Below are 22,447 nucleotides of genomic sequence, written 5' to 3'. Positions count from 1 at the left end.
AAAATGTCATGAAAAACCCGCTTTATATATTTCTGCTGTGTTTTTTCTTTCTTCTGCCGGTGACGGCTCAGGAGAAGGAAGCTATCGTAGACGAGGTAAATGAAGATGACCTGGGAAATGTCACCGATGAATTTCAGGAACATTTTTTTGAAGCCCTTAAACAAAAAGGCATTGAGAATTATGAGAAAGCAATAATTGCCCTCGAAGCCTGTCTCGAACTGGAATCCAATAATGCCGTGGTCTATTTTGAATTGGGTAAAAATTATCGGGAGCTGGAAGAATTTGAATCGGCACTTGAAAACTATAAAAAAGCGCTGGCACTTGAACAGCGGGAAGACATTCTCGTGGAGATTTATCATACCTATCGTAGCACCGGTGATTTTGAACAGGCTATTTTAAGTGTGAGGGAGTTGATGGAATTTAATCCTGATTATAAGGAAGATCTTGCCAATCTCTATATGCTCAATGAGCAATATGAGGAAGCACTTCGGGTTCTTGATGAACTCGATGAAGAAGAGGGGGTAAATAACTATAGAACCATAATGCGCAGGCAGATTTATGCCAGAACCGGCAACACCGATGCGCAAATTGGAAATCTAGAGGAAGGGATCGCGCAGGATCCTGAAAACGAACAGAACTACCTTAATCTTATTTACATATACAGCGAGCAGGGGAATGAGGAAGAGGCCTTTCAAACTGCGCTGGAACTGCTGGAGACCAATCCGGGTAGCCGATTGGTGCACCTGGCGCTTTACAAATTTTATCTGAATCGCAACAAACCTGACGCAGCGGTAAATTCAATGAAAATTGTCTTTGAAAGTGAAGAGATAGACCCTGAGTCTAAGTTTAAAGTTCTTAATGATTTTCTGTTATTCGTTAATGATAATCCCGGTTATGAAAAGGAGTTACTGGAAGTGAGCCAAAACCTTATCGAATGGGAAAATACACCAAAACTATATGAAGAACTAGGGAAATTCTACTTGAAAAATGATAAAAAAGAAGAAGCCTTAAAATTTTTTGAAAAGGGAATTGGTCAGGACCCTAATAACTTTGAACTCACTAAAAACACCTTGCTTTTACAAATTGAAGTAGGCCGGAATGAAGAGGCGCGAGATCTTAGCCGGGACGCTTTGGAAGTTTTTCCTGCTCAACCTTTTTTATATCTGTTGCAAGGGGTTGCTTTAAATAATCTGCACCAATACGCCGAAGCAGTAGAAATACTTACATTTGGTCTCGATTATCTCATTGATAATATTAGACTTGAGATTGATTTTTATAACCAGCTAGCCATCGCTTATAAAGGTTTGGGAGACGAAGAAAAAGCCGCCCGGTTTAAAGATAGGACTGAAGAATTATTAAAAGAATTGGAATAAATGATTAGAAGGATATTTGTATTGTTTTTGTTAAGTGCTTTTATGATCTCTTGCGGAAGTGGACGTGTTAAAAAAGGGATAGCGACCAAAGACCTTGAAGCAGCTGGAATTATAGCGAAGCATTACGAAAACGAACCCGATTTCGAGACCTTAACTGCAAGGCTTCGTACGGTTTATCAAACTGAAGATAAGACTCAAACAGTCAATTTAAATTTCAGAATGGAGAAGGATAAGGCGATTTGGATAAGTGCCACAATTTTGGGTTTCCCAATGGCCAAGGCCTATATTACTCCCAGTAGTGTAAGTTATTACGAAAAAATTGGTAAAACATATTTTGAAGGTGATTTTAGCTTGCTTAGCGATATCCTGGGGACTCCCCTTGATTTTGAAAAACTTCAGAACCTATTATTGGGACAGGCTATTTATGATCTGCGAACAGAGGAATATAAATTCTCTCAAACGCCAAGAGGTTATCAGTTCTTACCGGTTAAAGACGATCTTATAAAAAAAATGTTTTTGCTGAATACCGGGAATTTGAAGGCAGAAGCGCAACAACTTGCCCAGGAGGAGGATAATCGCAGGGTCACCGTTGCCTATACAGGTTACCAGGAAACTTCAGGAAAACTTTTTCCCCGTCATATCAGAATCATTGCCAACGAGGGCGCAAATAGCACTCATATAGAACTTACTTACCGCTCACTGGAGGTAAACACAGATATTAGCTTTCCTTTTGAAATTCCTTCAGGCTATGAAGAAATAAGTGTAGAATGAAGCTAAAAAAGTTTACATATTCATTTTTGATCTTCGGATTTTTAATTTTGTTGGGGCTTCCGGCGAATGCGCAAACATCCCGTGAAGAACTCGAGAAGCGCCGTCAGGAATTGCGCAGCGAAATAAAGCGGATCAACGAATTAAGAAGCAGTAACAAGCAAAAAGAGCGTTCGGTCTTAAGTGAAGTTCAGGATCTGGATCAACAGATAAAAAGTACCGAAAATTTAATAAGAGTTACCAATCAGCAGGCGAACCTGCTTACCCGTGAGATCAATTCAAACTCAAGTAAAATAGGTCGGTTGCGCAAAGAACTCGAAGCTCTGAAGGAAGATTATGCCCGTATGATTGAAAAATCATATAAGAGCAAATCTACCAACAGCAGGATAATGTTTTTGCTGTCTTCAGAGAATTTTCTTCAGGCGTACAAAAGGCTTCAGTATATGAAACAATATACGGCTTACAGAAAGCAACAGGGAGACGAAATCCAGGCCCGTACGGCCGAACTTCAGCAATTAAATAAAAATTTGGTCAATCAAAAAGAAGAAAAGGATAAACTCATCGCTGAGAACAGGCAAACCCGGGCAGAGCTTGAAAAAAATCGTATAGCGCAGCGGGAGTTGATGAAAACCATTAGAAGTAAGGAAAGTCAGTTCGCTTCACAGATTAAGCAAAAGCAACAGGAAATCAATAAAATAGACCAACAGATAGAAGAAATGATTCGGGCTTCTATTGCTAAGGACAATAAAGAGAGCGGTTCAGAATCCAGGGATACCTACAAGTTAACTCCGGCAGCAAAAGCCCTCGCCGCCGATTTCATTAAAAATAAAGGGAAATTACCCTGGCCCGTGCGTACGGGTGTGGTAACCATGAAATTTGGTACCCAACCACACCCGGTAGTGAGATCCACAACCATTAACAGCAATGGTGTTCGGATTGATACAGATAATAACGGTAAAGCCCGGGCAGTTTTTAATGGGACAGTTAGTGAGGTACAGGCTGTAAAAGGAGCCAATAAAGCTGTGATGCTTCGTCACGGCGATTATTTAACTATATACAACAATCTTTCGAAAGTATTTGTAAAACGCGGTGACGTTGTTAACATAGGGCAGGAATTGGGCGAGGTTGCTACAAGCCGTAGCACCGGTAAAACAACATTGCATTTCCTAATATATAAGAATACTCAGAAAATGAATCCTGCCGACTGGATCGTTCAAATGTAGTCTAAGAAATTAAATTTTATCCTCAAACAGTGCTTTAAGCTCTGTAGCGTCCTGAGGTTTCATCTTTCCGGCCAGTACCAGGCTGAGTTGTTTTCTTCTAAGAGCGGCGTCGTAACGTTGCTTCTCGAGCTCGGTTTCCGGTTCCAGTGGAGGTACACTTACGGGTGTCCCGGTTTCATCTACCGCTACAAAAGTATAAATAGCCTCGTTGGCTTTGGTGCGATTACCGCTTTCACGGTCTTCCACCCAAACATCAATAAAGATCTCCATAGAAGATTTAAATGCCCGCGATACAGCTGCTTCAACAGTTACTACACTTCCAAGGGGAACGGCCTTATTAAAAGCTACGTGATTTACAGAGGCGGTAACCACAATTCGCCGGCTATGACGGCGGGCGGCAATACTTGCAGCACGATCCATTCTGGCCAGTAGTTCACCTCCAAATAAATTGTTTAAAGGATTGGTTTCACTGGGTAAAACCAGATCGGTAAGGGTAGTACGGGATTCCTGAGGATGTTTTGCTTGCATATTGCCAAATTTTCGGCAAAAATAAGGTGCTTAGATCAATTAAAACCTAAAATCCTATTAAAGTTCCTGAATAAGCAGCCAGGCGCCTTCGTTGGATCTTTTAACATCCCGTAGTACTTTTAAAGCTTCACCGCGGGTTTGCAGGCTTTGGTAAACTACCTGATGTAAACCGAATTTATTGACGTCAATTAGCCTCGCCTTATAACCTTCATTGCGAAGTTCTTCAACTTTTTTCTTTGCATTTTCTTCAACCCTGAAAGCTCCGGCTACTATATGGTAGTTACCCGATTGCTTTTCAATGTTAAAGGTAATAGCAGGTAGCGGATTGTCTATTACAAAGGTTGCCTGTTGAATTTGCTGTTGAAGTTGATCCTGAGCTTCCTGCTGTTCTGCAAGATTATGTTTTGTTACCTGATCGCTGTAGATGTTAAGGCCGGTGAAACCTCCAAGCCCAAGTGCTATAACGGCAACAGCGGCGTATTTAAGGAAAGCAGGTGTTTTTCTTCTTTCCGGGGTGAAATTGATTGGAGTTTTTTCCTCCAGTTCTTCCACCTGTTCTTTATAAACCTCACGATTGACTTTTCCTGCATTAATACTTTCCAGGCCAAAGGAATCGGTAAGGAAATTGAGTTTTTCAACCGGTTCAAACTGAAGATTTCCCTCTTCGGAATAGCTAAACTGGCCAATGTCCTCAAGTTCTACCGTACCATCGCTATTCAAAGAATTCTCAAGATTATCTACAAAAAATACAATACGGTTTACCGCAGCAGGATAAGAGATATTTTCGGCTTCAGAGATATAATTTGCCAGTAGGCCATCACTTTTCACGAGCTGTCCGTTAAAGGAAACCAGCTTTTTAGGAGGGTAAAATGCTCCGGTGTCTTCCTGGATATAGGCCGGTTGTCTCTGGGAAAGAAAAGCCCCAAAACCGGGCAAGATCACGCATTCGTAACGATAAAGTAAATCCTGGATGTGGTTAATTATATTCATTGGCGCAAAAATAACAGGTTTTATGAGGGTTTTTAAAGTTACCTAAAGAATATTTATTAACAAATCTTTTTTCTGTAAATTTAGTTGAAAATGATTTTATGAACGCTTCAGATTTATTATACGTTCTGGCCTTGCAACATATTCCGAACCTGGGAGATAGCACCGCCAAGAAATTGATAAGGCGCTTGGGTTCTGCGGAAGCGGTGATAAAAGAGAAGCCTCAAAATCTTTTGAAGATCGATGGGATAGGCAAAACCAGGCTGAATGAATTCAGAAGTGGAGATCATTTGAAGGCTGCCGATGAGGAATTAAAGTTCATAGAAGACAATAAAATAAATACGCATTATTTTCAGGAAGAAGATTATCCTGAAAAACTAAAGCACTGTTTTGACGGCCCTGTGCTACTGTTCTCCCGGGGAAACATCAATCTTGCCAACAAGAGAATTATCAGCGTGGTTGGGACCAGGCAAGTCACAGCCCATGGTCTGGCGTTTTGTGAAAAATTTATTGAGGAAATTAGCCCTTTGGATCCGGTAATAGTTTCAGGTCTTGCCTACGGGGTTGATATTGCGGCTCAAAAAGCAGCGCTTCAGCATAACCTCCAAACCATAGGCTGTCTCGCTCACGGCTTGAATCAGGTATATCCTAAAGTGCACAAGAAATATGTAAAGCCAATTGAGGAAAACGGTGGATTTTTTACCGATTTCTGGAGTACCGATAAATTTGACCGAAATAATTTTTTAAAACGCAACCGTATCATTGCCGGTTTAAGCGAAGCCACTATCGTGATTGAAAGCGCCGAAAAAGGTGGTTCCCTGGTAACAGCCGATATCGCTAATTCCTATAACCGGGAGGTTTTTGCTGTTCCCGGCCGTCCAACCGATGCCTACAGCAGAGGTTGTAATAACCTGATAAAATCTCAGAATGCGCACTTGTTAAGCTCTGCGGCAGATCTCCTTTATATGCTCAACTGGGAACTCGATGCTAAGGTTCAACCAGTCCAAAAAATGCTGTTTGTAGAATTGGAAGGCGACGAGAAAAGTATTTATAATTTCCTCAAAGATCGTGGAAAAGCACAATTAGACAGTATTGCCCTCAACTGCAATTTCCCTACATTTAAAACAGCAGGAATTTTACTCAATCTGGAACTGAAAGGCGTGATAAGACCCTTGCCGGGTAAGCTATTTGAGCTTATTTAATAACCTAGCTTTCTTCTAACCCTGTTTAAAACTTCATGGGCTACCACAGAAGCTTTTTCGGCACCTACCGCCAAGGCTTCATCAATGGCGTCAAGGTTTTTCATATAATAATCATATTTCTTCCGGGCCTCTTTGAATCTTTCGGATAAAACTTCATAAAGTTCCTGCTTCGCGTGACCATAACCATAACCACCGGCTTCATAATTTTTACGCATTTTTGCAATTTGCTCTTCAGAAGCCACTAGTTTGTAGAGAGCGAAAACATTGCAGGAATCTGGATTTTTTGGTTCCTCCAGCGGTGTGCTGTCAGTTTCTATGCCCATGATTTGTTTTCTGAGCTTTTTATCGGTTTGAAATAGATTAATGGTGTTGTTTTGTGATTTGCTCATTTTTCCGCCATCGGTGCCGGGAACGTACATGGTGTTTTCCTGTACTTTAGCTTCAGGGATAACGAAAGCCTCCCCCATTTGATTATGGAATCTGGAAGCTACATCGCGGGTGATTTCCAAGTGCTGTAACTGATCTTTTCCTACCGGTACAATTTCAGCATCATAAAGCAGAATATCGGCCGCCATCAACATTGGGTAGGAGAAAAGTCCTGCATTAACATCCTCGAGTCTGTCAGATTTATCTTTAAAAGAATGCGCCAGGGTTAAACGCTGGTAGGGAAAAAAGCAACTTAAATACCAGGCGAGTTCCGCGGTTTGTGGGATATCGCTCTGACGGTAAAAAACAGTTTTTTCAATGTTTATTCCACAGGCTAGCCAGGTGGCTGCAACAGAGTAAGTATTATGTCTCAATGTTTCAGCATCCTTGATTTGGGTGAGCGAATGCATATCGGCAATAAAAATAAAAGATTCGTTTTGAGGCTGGTTAGCCATTTCAATGGCAGGAAGAATGGCTCCTAACAGGTTTCCAAGATGAGGAGTTCCTGTGCTCTGAACTCCGGTAAGTATTCTGGACATTGTCTTTTTCTGATTTTTCACAAAGGTAATTTTTTTGGGGAAGACACTCACTTCAATTTAGTATTTTTGGCGACCATGGGTGTACTTAAAAAAATGGCGGTTGCAGTTTGGCGAATTTGGTTTTATGTGCTAATGGTTGTGCCAATAGTCATAATGTTGCCTTTTTTGCTCATTTTTACATCTTCAGAAAGATTTTATCCCCAGTATTATTTTTGCGCGAGAATATGGGCAAAGAGCATTCTTTATGGAATGGGGCTTTACCCGGTTTGCAAATCTCCGGTAAAACTTAAGAACGGGAATAGCTATATGCTGGTGGCCAACCACACTTCTATGATCGATATTATGCTGATGCTGGCCGTGGTGAGGCACCCGTTTATATTTGTGGGAAAAAAAGAACTGGCCCGAATTCCCCTTTTTGGTTTTTTCTATCGCAGAACCTGCATTTTGGTAGATCGTAACTGCAACCAAAGTAAGCACAGGGTTTTTAGTGAAGCTCAACGCCGACTTAATCAGGGAAATAGCATTTGTATTTTTCCGGAAGGAGGGGTGCCGGAAGATCATGCCTTGCTGCTGGATAATTTTAAAGATGGCGCCTTCCGGATCGCCATAGATTACCAGATCCCTATTGTACCTTTTACCTTTTATGATAATAAGAAACGTTTTCCTTACCGGTTTTCTTTTGGAGGTCCGGGACCATTAAGGGTTAAGGCCCACGATATGATCCCTACTGAAGGTAAATCTCAGGGCGATCGACGGGAACTTAAATTAAGAACACGCCAACTTATCCTGGAAGATTTGCAAACCATGCAGAATTAAAAAACCTCTAAATTTCGCGGTTTTCACAGGAGTAATAAGCAAAAATTAAAATTTATAACTTAAACCAGAATATACCCCAAAATAATAAGGTTGTAGGTTTTGGGTGTTATTAAAAGTGTTGATCTGGTATTTAAATATTGGCTCCAGGTTTAATTTAAATCTTTCGGTGAGTTTATAATCCACGCCCAACCCAATATTGGTGCTAAAACTCAAATCATTAATATTATTGGCTTCACCTAAATGAGCGCTTTGGTTGTTGGAATTAAGCAACAATGTATTTTCATCTAAAATAAGGCTACTTCCTCCTCCAATGATATTTAGCCCAATTTTTTTATCGATAAGTTTATACTCTATTTCAAGGGGAATTTCAATATAACCAAACTGTTGGTTGATTTCGCCCAACATTGCTCTGGAAGCACTTTCGGGGGCAAAAGAGGTTTCTGCTGAAGAATAACTGTTTCTTCCCGAGTTCCCTTGTATTTGAAAATTACTTCCTTCGGGACTATAGTCTATGCTGGCAATAGCATTGGGAATAATGGCGGCCGAAAACATTACATCTTGTATATCATAGCTCATAGCCACTTTTCCTATTCCTGATCTGATTTTTAATTTATTAGATAATTGGTAGGACACATTTACACCATAAGCCATTGTTAAATTCTGACTGGAAGGATTACCTGCGAATTGAGGGTCTATAGGATTACCCTTTCCAAAATTGTCATAAACAACAGGGGCAGCGAAGGTGCTTAGACTCAATCTGCTTTTTCCCGTTTCTGTCTCATCCTTTTCTTCTTTCCCGTCCTTACTTTTTTCTTCCAGAGAGGCGATAGCATTTTCAGCGATGCTGTCTTTTTCATTTTGGATATCAGTTTCAGTCTTAGCGGCAATTAGGCTGGTGGAGTCTGACCTATTATTTGAAGCTGGATTATTCTTGTGTTCTGAATTTTCAATAATCTTTTCTTCTGAAAAACTTTCTGTTTCGGCAAGCGCGGTGTTTTGGTCGATGAGGTTTTTATCACTTTCTTCTTTTTCTGAAGAGTTTTCTGCTGAAGCTTTTTCATTTTTGATTTCACTACCAGAAGATGCAAGACCATTGTTACCTGAAACCAATGCGTTATTGGAGGAACTGTTTTCATGCTTATCTGAAGTTATTTTTTGAAGAAGATTCCCTGTTTCGGTAAGGGTTTTATTATCGAACGAAGTTTCGATTTGAGGGCGTTTGATCTCCTGGAATTCAAAGACCATCCCTGGTGTGTTACCAAAGAAGTTATTCTGATAAACAAAATAACCTCCGGACAATAATATGGCCAGCATAGCTGCGGCCCCGGCTATTTTAAACCAAATTGGAAGAATTAACGGCTTTTTTCGTTTATCCTCTTCCAGTCGATCGGCAATATTTTTCCATACTCCGGGTGAGGGAGAAGCTTCAAAATCTTTGAATTTCTCCTGGTAAAGCCGGTCTATGTTCTTTTTCTCTTTCATAATGATCGCACCGAGTTGTTGTTTTGGTGGTTTTCAATTCTTTCTTTCAAAATTCCCCTGGCTCTGGCAAGGTTAGATTTTGAACTTCCCTGGGAAATATTCAGCAAGCCAGATATTTCTTTGTGGGAATAACCATCTAAAGCATACAGATTAAAGACTTCGCGGTAGCGCGGGGGCAGTTCCTGTATGAGTTTTAGCAGAAAATCTACAGACAAATCTTCTTCATCGATCTCAATTTCCTGCTCCTCTAATAGATCTTCATTAATGATATCTAGGTATTTTTCTTTTCGGTATTTCTGAAGAGCGGTATTGATGATAATGCGTTTCATCCAGCCCTCAAAAGAACCTTTATCCTGGTATTGTGATATTTTTTTAAAGATGGTTAAGAAACCATCCTGCAGGTTATCTTCTGCCTGCTGATAATTTGTAGAATATTTAAGGCACACGCCAAAAAGCCTTTGGGCGTATAGCCGGTAGAGCTCTTCCTGTGCCTTAATATCCTGTTTTTTACACTTTTGGATGAGTTTTTCTAAACCCACTTGCTTGTTGGGGTGTTACTCATTACTATTTTCATTTTTTATTCTTCTTCTTCCCCCGTGGTATCGGGATCTTCTACAGGTACTTCTACAGTATAGTATTGCGTTTCTCCTGATGAATCCTGGCCTATCCAGAATTTGAAGGTGTACACCGTACCAACTTCTCCTGTAATTGTAACATCTTTCAAGGTAGCTTCCCTGGAGAGATCATCTTCCTCTTTGTTGCACTCGGTTAGGTTAGCATCATAGGAAGTTACCACTCCAATGAATATTTCGTTGCTGTTTTCACCTTGACCCTGGCGTGCATCAAAACCATTAAATACATGGCAGGCTGAAGGTAATAAATATGTAACAACAATATCATAAGATTCCCCCCGCTCAAAATACTCAGGTAGATCTGCATCGGTAATTTCAGCAAATTCCAGCAATCTGTTAGGGCCATCGTCTTCCAGGCTGCAACCAACCAGGCTGAAAGCAATCAATAGTAAAAAAGCCAATTTTTTCATTTCAATTTTTCTTTTTGATTTAAGTGTTAATGTTTTAGTTCTACCTAGTAGATGCAATTAACTTCAAATGGTTGCGTATTGAAATAAAAAATCCCTTAAAAAAAGGGATTTGATTTTTTACTCGTTGGCTATTTTTATAGCCTCTTTTATTTTGACCTCGAGTTCCTCCATAAGATCGGGATTGTCTTTCAGCAAGATCTTTACGGCATCGCGTCCCTGGCCTAACTTAGTATCTTCATAACTAAACCAGGAGCCACTTTTCTTGATGATCTCATAATCTACTCCCACATCTATGATCTCTCCGATTTTAGAAATCCCTTGGCCATACATAATGTCGAATTCGGCGGTTTTAAACGGGGGTGCTACCTTGTTCTTTACAACCTTCACCCGGGTTTTATTACCTAATACGTTGCTGTTGCTATCTTTAATTTGGGTAGAACGTCTTATGTCGAGCCTTACTGAAGCATAAAACTTAAGGGCATTACCACCGGTGGTTGTTTCCGGGTTCCCGAACATTACTCCAATTTTTTCCCTTAACTGGTTGATGAAAATTACGGTACAATTAGTTTTACTAATGGAAGAAGTAAGTTTTCTTAAAGCCTGAGACATCAGCCTGGCGTGAAGCCCCATTTTAGAATCACCCATTTCACCTTCTATCTCACTTTTTGGGGTAAGTGCGGCAACAGAATCTATTACGATGATATCGATCGCTCCCGAGCGGATAAGGTTATCGGTGATTTCCAATGCCTGCTCCCCGTTGTCGGGTTGAGAGATGATGAGGTTTTCGATATCTATATTCAGGTTTTGAGCATAGGTACGGTCAAAAGCATGTTCGGCATCAATAAAAGCAGCGATGCCTCCGGCTTTTTGGGCTTCGGCTATTGCATGCAGAGTTAGGGTGGTTTTACCCGAAGATTCAGGTCCGTAAATTTCAATTACTCTTCCGCGGGGATAACCTCCAACGCCAAGTGCCAGATCCAGCCCAAGGGATCCTGTAGAAATCGCATCTACATCGCTTACGGCCTGGTCACTCATTTTCATCACCGTACCTTTTCCGTAGGTTTTGTCCATCTTATCCAGGGTAAGCTTTAGAGCCTTTAACTTAGCTTCTCTTTCTTTATCGTTGCTCATGATTTTTATAATATTAAATGAAAGTTGCTAAATTACTATAAGTTTTGGTGCATCACAATTTTAAATTCGGGGCATTTATATTCGAACTGAAATCTTAATAAATCCCTGGGTAATGAGGTATGATTTTTTGGTTTCCCCTGATCTTATAATGTTAGAATAACATGTTAAACTGAATTAAACCGTAAATAACATCGAAAACAGCAACAGAAATCCCGGAAAACCTTTGGATCTTATTAAGATTACCACATTTTTTCTGCTGCGATTAAAGTTTATCTTTGCAAAAATTTTCTTTAACCTTATAAAATTAGTATAGCATGCAACTGTACAATAAATTAAGCGCTAAAGAAAGAGAAGCTTTGTTAGAAGAGGCCGGCGAAGACCGGTTAACACTCTCTTTCTATGCGTATGCAAAAATTGGAAATCCTCATCTTTTCAGAAATCACCTTTTTATCGCCTGGGATCAAATGGAAGTTCTTGGACGTATTTATGTAGCTCACGAGGGGATAAATGCACAGTTATCTGTACCTGCTAAACGCTTTGACGAATTTAAAGAATTTATAGATGGAATTTATTTCCTGGAAGGCGTGAGGCTGAATATCGCTATTGAGCACGACCTGAAATCTTTTCTTAAGCTTAAGGTGAAAGTGCGTAAAAAAATAGTAGCCGATGGATTGAATGATGATACTTTTGATGTTAGAAACAAAGGGGTGCATGTTGATGCGGCTAAATTTAACGAGTTAATCAGCGACCCCAATACCGTTTTGGTGGATATGCGTAATCACTACGAAAGTGAGATAGGGCATTTTGATGGCGCGGTAACACCAGATGTGGATACTTTTAGGGATTCCCTGCCAATTATTGAGGAAGATCTTAAAGAGCACAAAGAAGATAAAAACCTGGTGATGTATTGTACCGGTGGTATTCGTTGTGAGAAAGCCAGCGCTTATTATAAACATAAAGGCTTTAAAAACGTTTATCAGCTTGAAGGTGGAATTATAGAATATGCCAGACAAGTAAATAACCAGCAGCTGGAAAATAAATTCCTAGGGAAGAATTTTGTTTTTGATCACCGCCGCTCCGAATGTATTTCCGGGGAAATTATCGCCAATTGCCATCAATGTGGTAAGGCCTGTGATACCCACGTGAACTGCGCTAATGAAGCCTGTCACCTTCTTTTTATTCAGTGTCCTGAATGCGCAGAGAAAATGAATAATTGCTGTTCTGAAGAGTGTATGGAGATAAACGCTTTGCCCTACGAAGAACAAAAGAAATTGCGAAAAGGTAAAGGCAACAGTAATAAGATCTTTAAAAAAGGTCGTTCTGAAGTTTTAAAATATAAAAGCTAAGCCGACGTTCTTTAAACAGAGCCAATTAATATTGGTATATTTACCTTTTTAGAATTAATTATAAACCTACAAGCCTGCAGCACTAAACTAGCAAGGCTTCCTATATATACAATAATTTATGGCTTGCAGCAGTTGCTCAACCAAAGACGGTCAACCTAAAGGATGTAAGAATAACGGAACCTGTGGTACCGATTCCTGCAATAAACTTAGCGTTTTCGACTGGCTTTCAAATATGTCTCTCCCTCAGGGGGTAGAAGTTTTTAATTTTGTAGAAGTGAGATTTAAAAACGGCAGAAAACACTTCTTCAGAAATACCGAGAACCTTAGCCTGAGCATGGGTGATGTAGTAGCCACGGAGGCATCGCCTGGCCACGATGTAGGAATGGTAAGCCTTGCCGGGGAACTGGTGAGGGTACAGATGAAAAAGAAAAAGGTGGCTCCCGATAGTGAGGAGGTCCTTAAAATATATCGAAAAGCTACTCAGAAAGACATCGATGTTTGGGAAGAATACCGTGAAAGGGAAGATGCTATAAAAAAACGCGCCCGGGAGATCGCGATCAGACTAAAACTCAGCATGAAGATAAGCGATGTCGAATTCCAGGGTGACGGCTCTAAAGCTACTTTTTATTATACAGCCGATGATCGGGTGGATTTCCGCCAGCTTATTAAGGAATTTGCGCACGAATTTAATACCCGTATAGAAATGCGCCAAATAGGTCTTCGTCAGGAAGCCGCAAGATTAGGTGGTATTGGTTCCTGCGGAAGGGAATTGTGCTGTTCTACCTGGTTAACAGATTTCAGGTCGGTGAGTACCTCGGCGGCCAGATACCAGCAATTATCGCTAAACCCTCAAAAACTAGCCGGGCAATGCGGGAAACTAAAATGTTGCCTCAACTATGAGCTGGACACCTATTTGGAAGCTCTTAAAGCTTTTCCAAAAATAGATACAAAGCTTTATACCAAAAAGGGAACGGCGGTTTGCCAGAAAATAGATATTTTCCAGGGCTTCCTTTGGTATGCCTATGAAGGGGAGTGGATGAACTGGTATAAGATCACTGCAGAGCAGGCTAATAAGATTATCCATGCTAATAAAAACAAGGAAGATGTTGCCAGCCTGGAGGAATTTGAAGTTCAGCTATTGGAAACGGAAAAACAACCGGACTTCAACAATGTTGTAGGTCAGGATAGTTTAACGCGTTTCGATAAACCTAAGGGCAAAAAACCGCGCGGAAAGAGCCGTAAGAAAAAGCGTAAGGGTAAACCGTCTAAAAATGCATAAAATAAGTGTTTTTTTAATATTATTGCTTGTTTTTAGTGTATTTGCCGGTTGCGATAAAAAACGGGTTTTTGATGACTATAAATCCGTGAATGGGGAGTGGCATAAAGACTCGATAATAAATTTTGAACTGGGCAAATTAGATTCGCTTAGATCGTATAATTTATTTATAAACATTAGAAATAACAACGATTTTAAATATAGTAATCTGTTTTTGATAACCGAAATCAGGTTTCCGCAGGGAAAAGTGATTACCGATACTCTGGAATATGAGATGGCAGCACCTTCGGGCGAATGGCTTGGCAAGGGTTTTGGTGATGTAAAAGAAAACAAACTCTGGTATAAAGAAAATGTTCGTTTTGATGAACCGGGCAATTATCAGGTACATATTAAACACGCTATGCGTAAAAACGGCGAAGTAAACGGTATAGACAACCTACAGGGAATCACACACGTTGGCTTCAGAATAGAAAACACTTCAGAATAATTTCAGCATAAAAAATGGCCAAGTCACCTACAAAACAAGAAAAGACTACCCGAAGCAAATCCTCTTACATTCTTGGATTCTGGACCCTCTTCGGATTAGGAATATTAGTTATTATTTTCATCTTTTTACTAGCCAGTTGGGGCGCTTTTGGAAAAATGCCAACTTTCGAGGAACTTGAAAATCCCGAAACCAATCTAGCTACAGAGATCTTTTCTTCTGATGGGAAAACCCTGGGGAAATACTACAGCGAGAACCGTACCCCAATAAGGTATGATGATTTGCCTGATCATCTGGTTGAAGCCCTCGTAGCTACCGAGGATGAACGTTTCTATAAACACGCGGGAATAGATCCTAAAGGCACCTTGCGAGCTGCGGTTTTCCTGGGGACACGTGGTGGGGCAAGTACTATTACCCAGCAGCTTTCTAAATTACTTTTTACTGAACAGGTTTCTAATAATCCCCTGGCCAGGGTCCTGCAAAAGGTAAAGGAATGGATTATTGCCACACGTCTTGAGCGGCAGTACACCAAGGAAGAGATTATCACTATGTATTTTAATAAATATGATTTTGTGTATCAGGCAGTGGGAATTCGTTCGGCTTCGAAGATCTATTTTGGTAAAGAAGCAAAGGACCTGAATATTGAAGAATCGGCAGTGCTTGTTGCTATGCTTAAAAATGCTGCTCTCTATAACCCAGTAAGAAGACCGGAAATGGTAGAACAACGTCGCAACCAGGTGTTTGTGCAAATGTATAAGAACGGATATCTCTCAGAAAAGGAAAAAGACTCGCTGCAAAAACTCCCCTTAACTCTCGATTTCTCTCCCGAAGGTCACGATGAAGGTATGGCTACTTATTTTAGGGTTTATCTGCAGGGATTTATGAAAGACTGGATTAAGAAAAATCCAAAACCAGATGGAACAGAATACAATATTTACCGCGACGGACTTAAAATATATACCAGCATAGATTCAAAAATGCAGGAATATGCCGAAGAGTCTGTGAAGAAGCATATTTCCCATCTTCAGAAGGAATTCGACCGCCAGAATGAAAATAATAAAACAGCTCCGTTCAGGGATGTAACCCCGGATGAGGTCAACAGTATAGTGAGAAGTGCCATGCGTCGTTCTGTGCGTTGGAAAGAGATGGAAGAGCAGGGGAAATCTGAGGAAGAGATCCTGGCATCTTTTGATAAGGAAAGAAAAATGAGGGTGTTTAGCTGGAATGGTACTAAAGACACTGTAATGACCCCAAAAGATTCCATTTTTTATTATAAAGGTTTTCTCCAGGCAGGTTTAATGTCTATGACGCCTCAAACCGGAGAGGTCAAAGCCTGGGTAGGCGGTACCAACTTTAAGCATTTTAAATACGACCACGTTAAACAGGGAAAAAGACAGGTGGGTTCTACCTTCAAGCCATTTGTTTATGCTACGGCTATAGATCAGTTAAAACTTTCCCCATGTGATACTTTACCTCTTAATCCTTTTACCATTGAAGCAGGTAAATACGGAAATGTCAAGGACTGGTCTCCACGAAACGTAGGTGATAATTATGAAGGAATGATCTCCCTGAAAAATGCCCTGGCACAATCGGTGAATACTGTAACCGCAAGGCTTATCGATAAAACTGGCCCGGGCCCCGTGGTAGATTTGGCTACAAAACTTGGTGTGGATACCAGATATTTTTCTACGGGACCTGCTATTGCTTTAGGTACTGAGGATATGAGCCTGTTTGAAATGGTTTCAGCCTACAGCACTTTTGCCAATGAAGGGGTATATATTAAACCGGTTATGGTAAACCGTATTGAAGATAAAAATGGTACTATGCTTTATCAGAATGTGCCGGAAACCCGCGACGTGCTTAGTAAAGAAGCGGCGTATGTCACGGTAAATCTTTTAGAGGGAGTAACCCAGTATGGTTCCGGGGTACGCCTGCGCGGTACTTACGCCAAAGATCTCGATCATTATAAACGTGGGGTAACAGGCTATCCTTATGATTTTAAAAATCCCATTGCGGGAAAAACCGGAACCACCCAAAACCAGAGTGATGGTTGGTTTATGGGAATTGTTCCGAACCTGGTAACCGGGGTTTGGGTTGGTGCTGAAGATCGTGCGGTACATTTTCCTACTATAACTTATGGTCAGGGAGCTACTATGGCTTTGCCCATCTGGGGGATGTATATGAAAGATCTTTATGCCGACGAGGAGTTGGAGATTTCTAAAGATGATTTCCCAAAGCCGGATAATCTTTCCATAGAAGTCAATTGTTCCAATTATTACCAGGAAAACCAGCAAAATTCAGAAAACCTTCCGGATGAGCTTGATTTTTAAGATTCATTAAATTTTCATTGAATTAATTCTGAATTAGATAATTTAAGGCTTCAAAAGCATTGTCCTTAGCGGTTTATTTTTGTATTTTTCGGTAAAATTATACCGATGATTCGAAAAACTGTAGAGAATGTTCAGGAGGCGCTAAAGGATGTTGAAGACGGCATGACTTTTATGCTTGGCGGCTTTGGTCTTTCGGGAATTCCTGAAAACGCAATTTCAGAACTTGTTCGCTTAAATGTTAAAGACCTTACCTGTATTTCCAATAATGCCGGAGTAGACGATTTTGGTCTGGGACTACTGCTTCACAAAAAACAAATCAAAAAAATGGTTTCTTCCTACGTGGGAGAAAACGAAGAATTCGAGCGCCAGATGCTTAGTGAAGAGCTGGATGTAGAGTTAATTCCGCAGGGAACTCTGGCGGCAAGGTGCCAGGCCGCCCAGCAGGGTTTTCCTGCCATTTATACTCCCGCAGGTTATGGGACCGAGGTCGCAGAAGGCAAAGAAACCCGCGAATTCGACGGGAAAATGCACGTGCTGGAAATAGCCTTTAAAGCCGATTTTGCTTTCGTGAAAGCCTGGAAAGGAGACAAGGCAGGAAACCTGATTTTTAAGGGTACCGCAAGAAATTTTAATCCCAATATGTGTGGCGCCGCAAAGATCACCGTGGCAGAAGTAGAGGAGCTTGTAGAGCCGGGAGAACTTGATCCCAATCAGGTACATATTCCGGGGATCCTGGTACAAAGGATTTTTGAAGGAAAAAATTATGAAAAAAGAATTGAGCAACGAACCGTACGGTCAAAAAAATAAATTATGTCTTTAGGAAAAGAAGGAATCGCACAACGCATCGCAAAAGAAGTTAAAGACGGTTATTATGTAAACCTGGGGATTGGGATTCCAACCCTGGTGGCCAACTACGTGCGCGACGATATAGAAGTAGAATTTCAAAGTGAAAATGGAATCCTGGGGATGGGACCTTTTCCTTTTGAAGGCGAAGAAGACCCCGACCTTATAAATGCGGGAAAACAAACTATTACCGCACTTCCAGGGGCCAGTTTTTTTGATTCCGCAATGAGTTTTGGAATGATAAGGGGGAAGCATGTGCATCTTACAATTCTTGGTGCTATGGAAGTAGCCGAGAATGGCGACATCGCTAACTGGAAGATCCCGGGTAAAATGGTAAAAGGTATGGGAGGCGCGATGGACCTGGTGGCCAGTGCCGAAAATATTATTGTGGCTATGATGCATACCAATAAAGCAGGACAATCTAAATTGCTGAAGCGTTGTAGTTTGCCTCTCACCGGCGTGGGTTGTGTAACAAAAATCGTTACTAACCTAGCAGTGATAGAAGTTACTCAGGACGGATTTAAACTTATGGAAAGAGCTCCCGGGGTAAGTGTAGCGGAAATTGAACAAGCCACCGAAGGCAAATTAATTGTGGAAGGAGATATTCCAGAAATGAAATTATAACAATCATGTCTGTCTGAAAAATTCAGAAGCGGCCTTCAATGAACTTTTCAGACAGACACTTTTTATATTCAGGAATCGAGGAAAGAAGTTGAAGTCTCTTTGATATTTATTAAGAATTCCATCGCCTCATCACGGGATAGTACCTCACCTCTAGCATTGGCCTGCGAGAAATAGTTATACCAGCCGGCATCTTTTAGGTTTTCTTCCAACATTTTCACCTCTTCTTTTGAAGGCATTTCCCAAACCGTCATATAGCGGTAATCGCTGCGGTAAGGAGTATGTTCATCGTTTCGGGCCCAGCCAAGGTTTTTTACTCCACGAGACTTCATCTCTGATATTCTATCTTCCATTTTGGTAAAAACCTTACGCCGTTCTTCGGTTGAAAGATCCAGCCATTTTCGGGTAACGTTCCACATTTCTACGTATAAATACATAATTTTCGGGTTTTTGGTTAGAATATTTGATCGCCGAAGTTTCATTAAAAAATCAGCCATCTTAAAGTTACAAATTTTTGAAGAGGAAAATGGGGTGTTTTAACTGAAGTTTAGCGGAATAAGATTGAAATCAGCTTTTTAAACCGAAATTACTTCCGCTTCTTCAAGTAGTTTTTCCTGCCTGAATTTCAGAATGATCTGGGCGATGGCCACCACATCTTTCTCGCAGTAGGCAATTATTCTTTGAGGATCTTTTTCTTCATAAAAAACCGTACACACATCGCTGCCGCTTATGTCGTCTTTTGGAGAGGGAATCCCAAGAATATTTGTGAGTAACTTCAAAGAGGTGAAATGTTTATAATCCCCGAATTTCCATAGCTCCAGGGTATCGAGGTGAGGAACCTCCCAGGGTTTCTTTCCGAAGAGATTTAATTTAAATGGAAGCGGAAGTTCGTGAATAAGCATTCTGCGGGCTATAAAAGGGAAATCGAACTCTTTCCCGTTATGCGCACATAACAAATGATAAGGCTGAAAAAAATGCCCTTCTAATAGTTCGCTGAAATCCTTAAACAACTGTTTTTCTTCCCCGCTGAAGGTGGTTATCCTGAAGCTGCGCTCTTCATTTTTATAATTAAAAAAACCAACCGATATACACACGATTTTACCAAATTCGGCCCAAATTCCTGCTCTGTCATAGAATTCTTCCGGAGTATATTCCTCCTTACGCTGGTACTGGGTTTTGTCTTCCCATAAAATTTTTTTCTCCTCGCTTAACTCGTTGAAGGAGGCTGTTTCTGGCACAGTTTCAATATCGAGAAAAAGTATATTTTCCAGATTTATTTTATGAAGCATCTTTTAGCATTTTATATGTTTCATCAATATACCTGAAAAAATCAGGATAATGCTTTTCATCATCTTTTTTGATAAATTTCTCTCCCAATCTTACGATCACCAGGTCATCTTCGGGGATCACAATCACATATTGACCGTGCACCCCGCGCATATAGAAGATTTCCTTATCCATATAATCGGTTAACCATAATCCATAGCCGTATTCCGGGCTCTCCTTAAAACGGGCCTGGGTCATTCTTTCAATATAACCTGAATCCAGAAGGGGCTGGCCGTTCCAGGTGCCTTTATCTTTAAACAATTTTCCGAAGCGGGCAAAATTTCGGGCATTAGAGGCAATGCAGCAAAAGGCTTTTTCCATACCGTATTCTTCACTGTCTAATTGCCAAAATGCGTTGTTTTGCATTCCCATGGGTTTCCAGAAATTTTCACTCAAATACTCAGAGATGTTTTCTCCGGTAGCTTTTTCCAAAACCATAGCCAGCAACTGGGTATTTCCGCTTAAATATTTAAATTCTTCACCCGGGGTTTCGGTGACCTCCAGCTTCAGGATTTGTTTTCTCAGGTTATTATCGTAATAAGCTCTGGCCGTCATTCCGAAGGGATTGTAATAATTTTCGTCCCAGTTTAACCCTGAGGCCATCGAGGCGAGGTCTCCCACTTTAAGGCCTTTATCGAATTGCGGAAAAAAATCGGCAACCGGTTGCTCCAGACTTTCAATATGCCCCTGCATAATAGCTTTACCCAGCATGGCCACTACAATGCTTTTTGCCATAGAAAAAGAGTTAGACCTTATTGGTGGAGTATATTCCCGGTAATATTTTTCAAACCATAAGCTGTCATTCTTAATCACTAAAAAAGACACGGTTTTTAATTCTTTATTTATTTTCTCCAAAGCTTCGGTAGCTTCTTCTGAATTATAATCGGAATGTTTGGGCCATTCCTGGCCGTTATCTCCGGCCTCAATTATCCTATTGTCAAATTCATGATAATCGGAGATATAAGCTGAGGTGTGTCCGTTTAGATAGGTTATTCTAGCGGCTTTTAGTATATATTCATAATTGAAAATATAAAGAAGAACAATGCTCAGCACCAATACCGCCATAGTAATACCGAAAATTCTTAGAAACTTCTTCATGCCAACTTGCTTTATCTAGAAAAGACTTTGTTGTGTTAATGCGCCTTCATGTTCCAGCAACCATTTCTTACGGTGAAGTCCACCGGCATAACCTGTTAAGGAGCCACCGCTGCCTATTACCCTGTGACAGGGAATTACAATCCATAGCGGATTTCTGCCATTTGCCGATGCCACCGCCCTTATAGCTTTAACATCACCTATTTGTTTTGAAAGTTCCAAATAAGAGACTGTTTTTCCATAGGGAATTTTAAGGAGTGCCCGCCATACTTTCTTCTGAAAATTGGTGCCTTCTAAATCAAGTTTTAAATTGAACTCCTCCAGCTCTCCTCTAAAATATGCCTCAAGCTGTTCCACAACAGGCAAAAGAACGTCCGGAATTTCAGAAGAAGGTTGCGGGGATTCATCCAGAATTTTTATTTCTGAAACTCCTTCTTCACTTCCGCTAATCTTTGCTACCCCCAATGGAGTTTTCAGATGTATCTTCATCGGTCTTTTTATCTTGTTCTTCCTCGCGCTTGATCAATCCAAGTCGTTTTGCGCGACGTTCCCAGTTTTGACGGGCAAGCAATTGCATATCTTCGATACTGTCGCTCTCGTCCATTATTTCAAGCCCCAGCAGGGTTTCTATGATATCTTCCATGGTGACCAAGCCTACGGTATTTCCATATTCATCTACTACCATAGTAATATGAGCTCTTTCCTGGATGAATTTTTCAAATAATTCGGGGATAGGGGTGTTGGCAGGAGTCATAAATACGTCACGACGCAGGCTGCTAAGGGGTTCAGGACCTTTTTCGTCAATCATTTCTTCCAGCACATCATCTTTAAGGATAAATCCGGTTATGTTGTTGGGCTTTTCTTTATATACAGGAATTCTGGAAAATTTAAGGTTCCGGTGGGCCCGATGGAAATCTTCGATAGAAGTAGCTTCATCTTCCACAATCGCTACCGAAAATGGTGTCATTACATCTTTTGCCTCTACAGATTTAAATACCAGTAAATTTTTAATAACGGTAGTCTCACTTTGTTCAAAAACACCTTCTTCTTCAGCAGCATCGGTAATCGCCATAAATTCTTCCCGGCTCATAGAGCTAACATGGGCAGATTTTCCTATTAATTTTGTGGTAAGCATCATTAGCCATAGAATTCCGGTATATTTCAGCGGAAAGATCATAATTTTTAAAATAGTAGCAGTAAAGCCACCTAATTTTTGCCAGTATGTTGCACCAATCGTTTTTGGAATTATTTCAGAAATTATTAAAATCGCCAAGGTCATAACAGCCGATACAATACCTACAGCGTTACCTCCATCTCCCCAAACTTTTTCGGCCTGGACACCCACCAAAATAGCTCCTACGGTATGAGCAACAGTATTAACAGTTAAGAGTGCAATTAAAGGTCGATCTATATCCTGCTTGAAATGGGCTAAAGTATCAGCATAGCCTTTGCTCTCCTTTTTTTTTATCTTAATAAAAGAGGGGGTAAAACTTAATAACGCGGCTTCCAGTATAGAACACAGGAAAGAAAAAAAAATGGAAATTAAGGCATAAAAAATAAGTAAACCCATAATGGTTTTTAAGGTTGTTTAGGCCACTAATTTAGGTAT

23 protein-coding genes are annotated in these 22,447 nt (G+C 40.6%); 11 read left to right on the top strand and 12 right to left on the bottom strand.

Translation table 11 applies throughout. From position 1 onward, the window contains the following. The first annotated feature begins 8 nt into the window (after positions 1-8). The 3 genes from BM266_RS07990 to BM266_RS07980 are packed head-to-tail and all read left to right on the top strand — an operon-like array spanning position 9 to position 3,364. The gene (locus tag BM266_RS07990; RefSeq protein ID WP_093408086.1) at positions 9-1,373 is read left to right on the top strand and encodes a tetratricopeptide repeat protein; all 1,365 of its coding nucleotides are present in this window, start codon (positions 9-11) and stop codon (positions 1,371-1,373) included. Next, entirely contained in the window at positions 1,374-2,144 is a 771-nt protein-coding gene (locus tag BM266_RS07985) for a lipoprotein insertase outer membrane protein LolB1 (RefSeq protein WP_093408083.1), read from the top strand. Beyond that, a complete protein-coding gene (locus tag BM266_RS07980; protein WP_093408081.1) occupies positions 2,141-3,364 on the top strand; it encodes a murein hydrolase activator EnvC family protein in 1,224 nt (407 codons plus the stop codon). The genes BM266_RS07985 and BM266_RS07980 overlap by 4 nt, the downstream gene beginning before the upstream one ends. A 9-nt stretch (positions 3,365-3,373) precedes the next feature. On the opposite strand, the gene BM266_RS07975 is transcribed toward BM266_RS07980, so the two are convergent. Then, entirely contained in the window at positions 3,374-3,892 is a 519-nt protein-coding gene (locus tag BM266_RS07975; protein WP_093408078.1) for an acyl-CoA thioesterase, read from the bottom strand. Positions 3,893-3,949: 57 nt separating this feature from the next. Then, positions 3,950-4,882, bottom strand: coding sequence for an HU domain-containing protein (locus tag BM266_RS07970; RefSeq protein ID WP_093408076.1), 933 nt, complete (start codon positions 4,880-4,882; stop codon positions 3,950-3,952). Between the two features lie 98 nt (positions 4,883-4,980). Here BM266_RS07970 and dprA point away from each other — a divergent pair, with 98 nt between their 5' ends. Further along, positions 4,981-6,081: a DNA-processing protein DprA gene (dprA, locus tag BM266_RS07965; RefSeq protein WP_093408073.1), complete on the top strand. Its 1,101-nt coding sequence runs from the start codon at positions 4,981-4,983 to the stop codon at positions 6,079-6,081. Here the strand turns inward: dprA and trpS are convergent. Next, positions 6,078-7,046 carry a tryptophan--tRNA ligase gene (gene trpS / locus BM266_RS07960; RefSeq protein WP_093408071.1) on the bottom strand — a complete coding sequence of 323 codons (969 nt, stop codon included), beginning with the start codon at positions 7,044-7,046 and terminating at the stop codon, positions 6,078-6,080. The genes dprA and trpS overlap by 4 nt on opposite strands. Positions 7,047-7,139: 93 nt before the next feature. Here trpS and BM266_RS07955 point away from each other — a divergent pair, with 93 nt between their 5' ends. Then, on the top strand, positions 7,140-7,862 hold the full coding sequence (locus BM266_RS07955; RefSeq protein WP_245760407.1) for a lysophospholipid acyltransferase family protein: 723 nt from the start codon (positions 7,140-7,142) through the stop codon (positions 7,860-7,862). Between the two features lie 45 nt (positions 7,863-7,907). On the opposite strand, the gene BM266_RS07950 is transcribed toward BM266_RS07955, so the two are convergent. From BM266_RS07950 to recA, 4 genes are all read right to left on the bottom strand, one after another. Then, entirely contained in the window at positions 7,908-9,344 is a 1,437-nt protein-coding gene (locus BM266_RS07950; protein WP_093408066.1) for a hypothetical protein, read from the bottom strand. Next, positions 9,341-9,883 carry an RNA polymerase sigma factor gene (locus BM266_RS07945; RefSeq protein ID WP_093408062.1) on the bottom strand — a complete coding sequence of 181 codons (543 nt, stop codon included), beginning with the start codon at positions 9,881-9,883 and terminating at the stop codon, positions 9,341-9,343. The genes BM266_RS07950 and BM266_RS07945 overlap by 4 nt, the downstream gene beginning before the upstream one ends. 38 nt (positions 9,884-9,921) lie before the next feature. Then, the gene (locus BM266_RS07940) at positions 9,922-10,386 is read right to left on the bottom strand and encodes a hypothetical protein (protein ID WP_093408060.1); all 465 of its coding nucleotides are present in this window, start codon (positions 10,384-10,386) and stop codon (positions 9,922-9,924) included. A gap of 117 nt (positions 10,387-10,503) precedes the next feature. Next, the gene (gene recA / locus BM266_RS07935) at positions 10,504-11,517 is read right to left on the bottom strand and encodes a recombinase RecA (RefSeq protein ID WP_093408057.1); all 1,014 of its coding nucleotides are present in this window, start codon (positions 11,515-11,517) and stop codon (positions 10,504-10,506) included. Positions 11,518-11,831: 314 nt separating this feature from the next. Between recA and trhO the strand changes: the two genes are divergently transcribed. The 6 genes from trhO (at position 11,832) to BM266_RS07905 (ending at position 18,420) form a co-directional block, all read left to right on the top strand. After that, positions 11,832-12,863, top strand: coding sequence for an oxygen-dependent tRNA uridine(34) hydroxylase TrhO (gene trhO / locus BM266_RS07930; RefSeq protein WP_093408055.1), 1,032 nt, complete (start codon positions 11,832-11,834; stop codon positions 12,861-12,863). Between the two features lie 118 nt (positions 12,864-12,981). Continuing rightward, positions 12,982-14,142, top strand: a complete 1,161-nt coding sequence (locus BM266_RS07925) for a PSP1 domain-containing protein (RefSeq protein ID WP_093408052.1) — start codon at positions 12,982-12,984, stop codon at positions 14,140-14,142. Next, entirely contained in the window at positions 14,135-14,626 is a 492-nt protein-coding gene (locus BM266_RS07920; protein WP_093408050.1) for a gliding motility lipoprotein GldH, read from the top strand. The genes BM266_RS07925 and BM266_RS07920 overlap by 8 nt, the downstream gene beginning before the upstream one ends. 14 nt (positions 14,627-14,640) lie before the next feature. Continuing rightward, complete coding sequence (locus tag BM266_RS07915) at positions 14,641-16,953, top strand: penicillin-binding protein 1A (RefSeq protein ID WP_093408047.1); 2,313 nt, start codon at positions 14,641-14,643, stop codon at positions 16,951-16,953. Between the two features lie 105 nt (positions 16,954-17,058). Further along, the gene (locus BM266_RS07910) at positions 17,059-17,760 is read left to right on the top strand and encodes a CoA transferase subunit A (protein ID WP_093408044.1); all 702 of its coding nucleotides are present in this window, start codon (positions 17,059-17,061) and stop codon (positions 17,758-17,760) included. Between the two features lie 3 nt (positions 17,761-17,763). Then, positions 17,764-18,420 (top strand): CoA transferase subunit B, encoded by a 657-nt coding sequence (locus BM266_RS07905; RefSeq protein ID WP_093408042.1) that lies wholly within the window; start codon positions 17,764-17,766, stop codon positions 18,418-18,420. A gap of 68 nt (positions 18,421-18,488) precedes the next feature. On the opposite strand, the gene BM266_RS07900 is transcribed toward BM266_RS07905, so the two are convergent. The 5 genes from BM266_RS07900 to BM266_RS07880 form a co-directional block, all read right to left on the bottom strand. Then, positions 18,489-18,854, bottom strand: coding sequence for a DUF6616 family protein (locus BM266_RS07900; RefSeq protein WP_093408296.1), 366 nt, complete (start codon positions 18,852-18,854; stop codon positions 18,489-18,491). A 138-nt stretch (positions 18,855-18,992) separates the two neighbouring features. Continuing rightward, complete coding sequence (locus tag BM266_RS07895) at positions 18,993-19,706, bottom strand: 3'-5' exonuclease (protein ID WP_093408040.1); 714 nt, start codon at positions 19,704-19,706, stop codon at positions 18,993-18,995. After that, positions 19,696-20,841 (bottom strand): serine hydrolase domain-containing protein, encoded by a 1,146-nt coding sequence (locus BM266_RS07890; protein WP_093408038.1) that lies wholly within the window; start codon positions 20,839-20,841, stop codon positions 19,696-19,698. Before BM266_RS07890 ends, BM266_RS07895 begins: the two co-directional genes overlap by 11 nt. 15 nt (positions 20,842-20,856) lie before the next feature. Continuing rightward, positions 20,857-21,327, bottom strand: a complete 471-nt coding sequence (locus BM266_RS07885) for a methylated-DNA--[protein]-cysteine S-methyltransferase (protein WP_093408036.1) — start codon at positions 21,325-21,327, stop codon at positions 20,857-20,859. Continuing rightward, positions 21,284-22,408, bottom strand: coding sequence for a CNNM domain-containing protein (locus BM266_RS07880; RefSeq protein WP_093408034.1), 1,125 nt, complete (start codon positions 22,406-22,408; stop codon positions 21,284-21,286). The genes BM266_RS07885 and BM266_RS07880 overlap by 44 nt, the downstream gene beginning before the upstream one ends. Positions 22,409-22,447 lie beyond the last annotated feature (39 nt).

Origin of the sequence: Salegentibacter flavus, assembly GCF_900115145.1 — a bacterium.
In the GTDB taxonomy this organism is placed as follows: Bacteria; Bacteroidota; Bacteroidia; order Flavobacteriales; family Flavobacteriaceae; genus Salegentibacter; species Salegentibacter flavus.
This window is presented reverse-complemented; position numbering and strand designations above follow the sequence as displayed.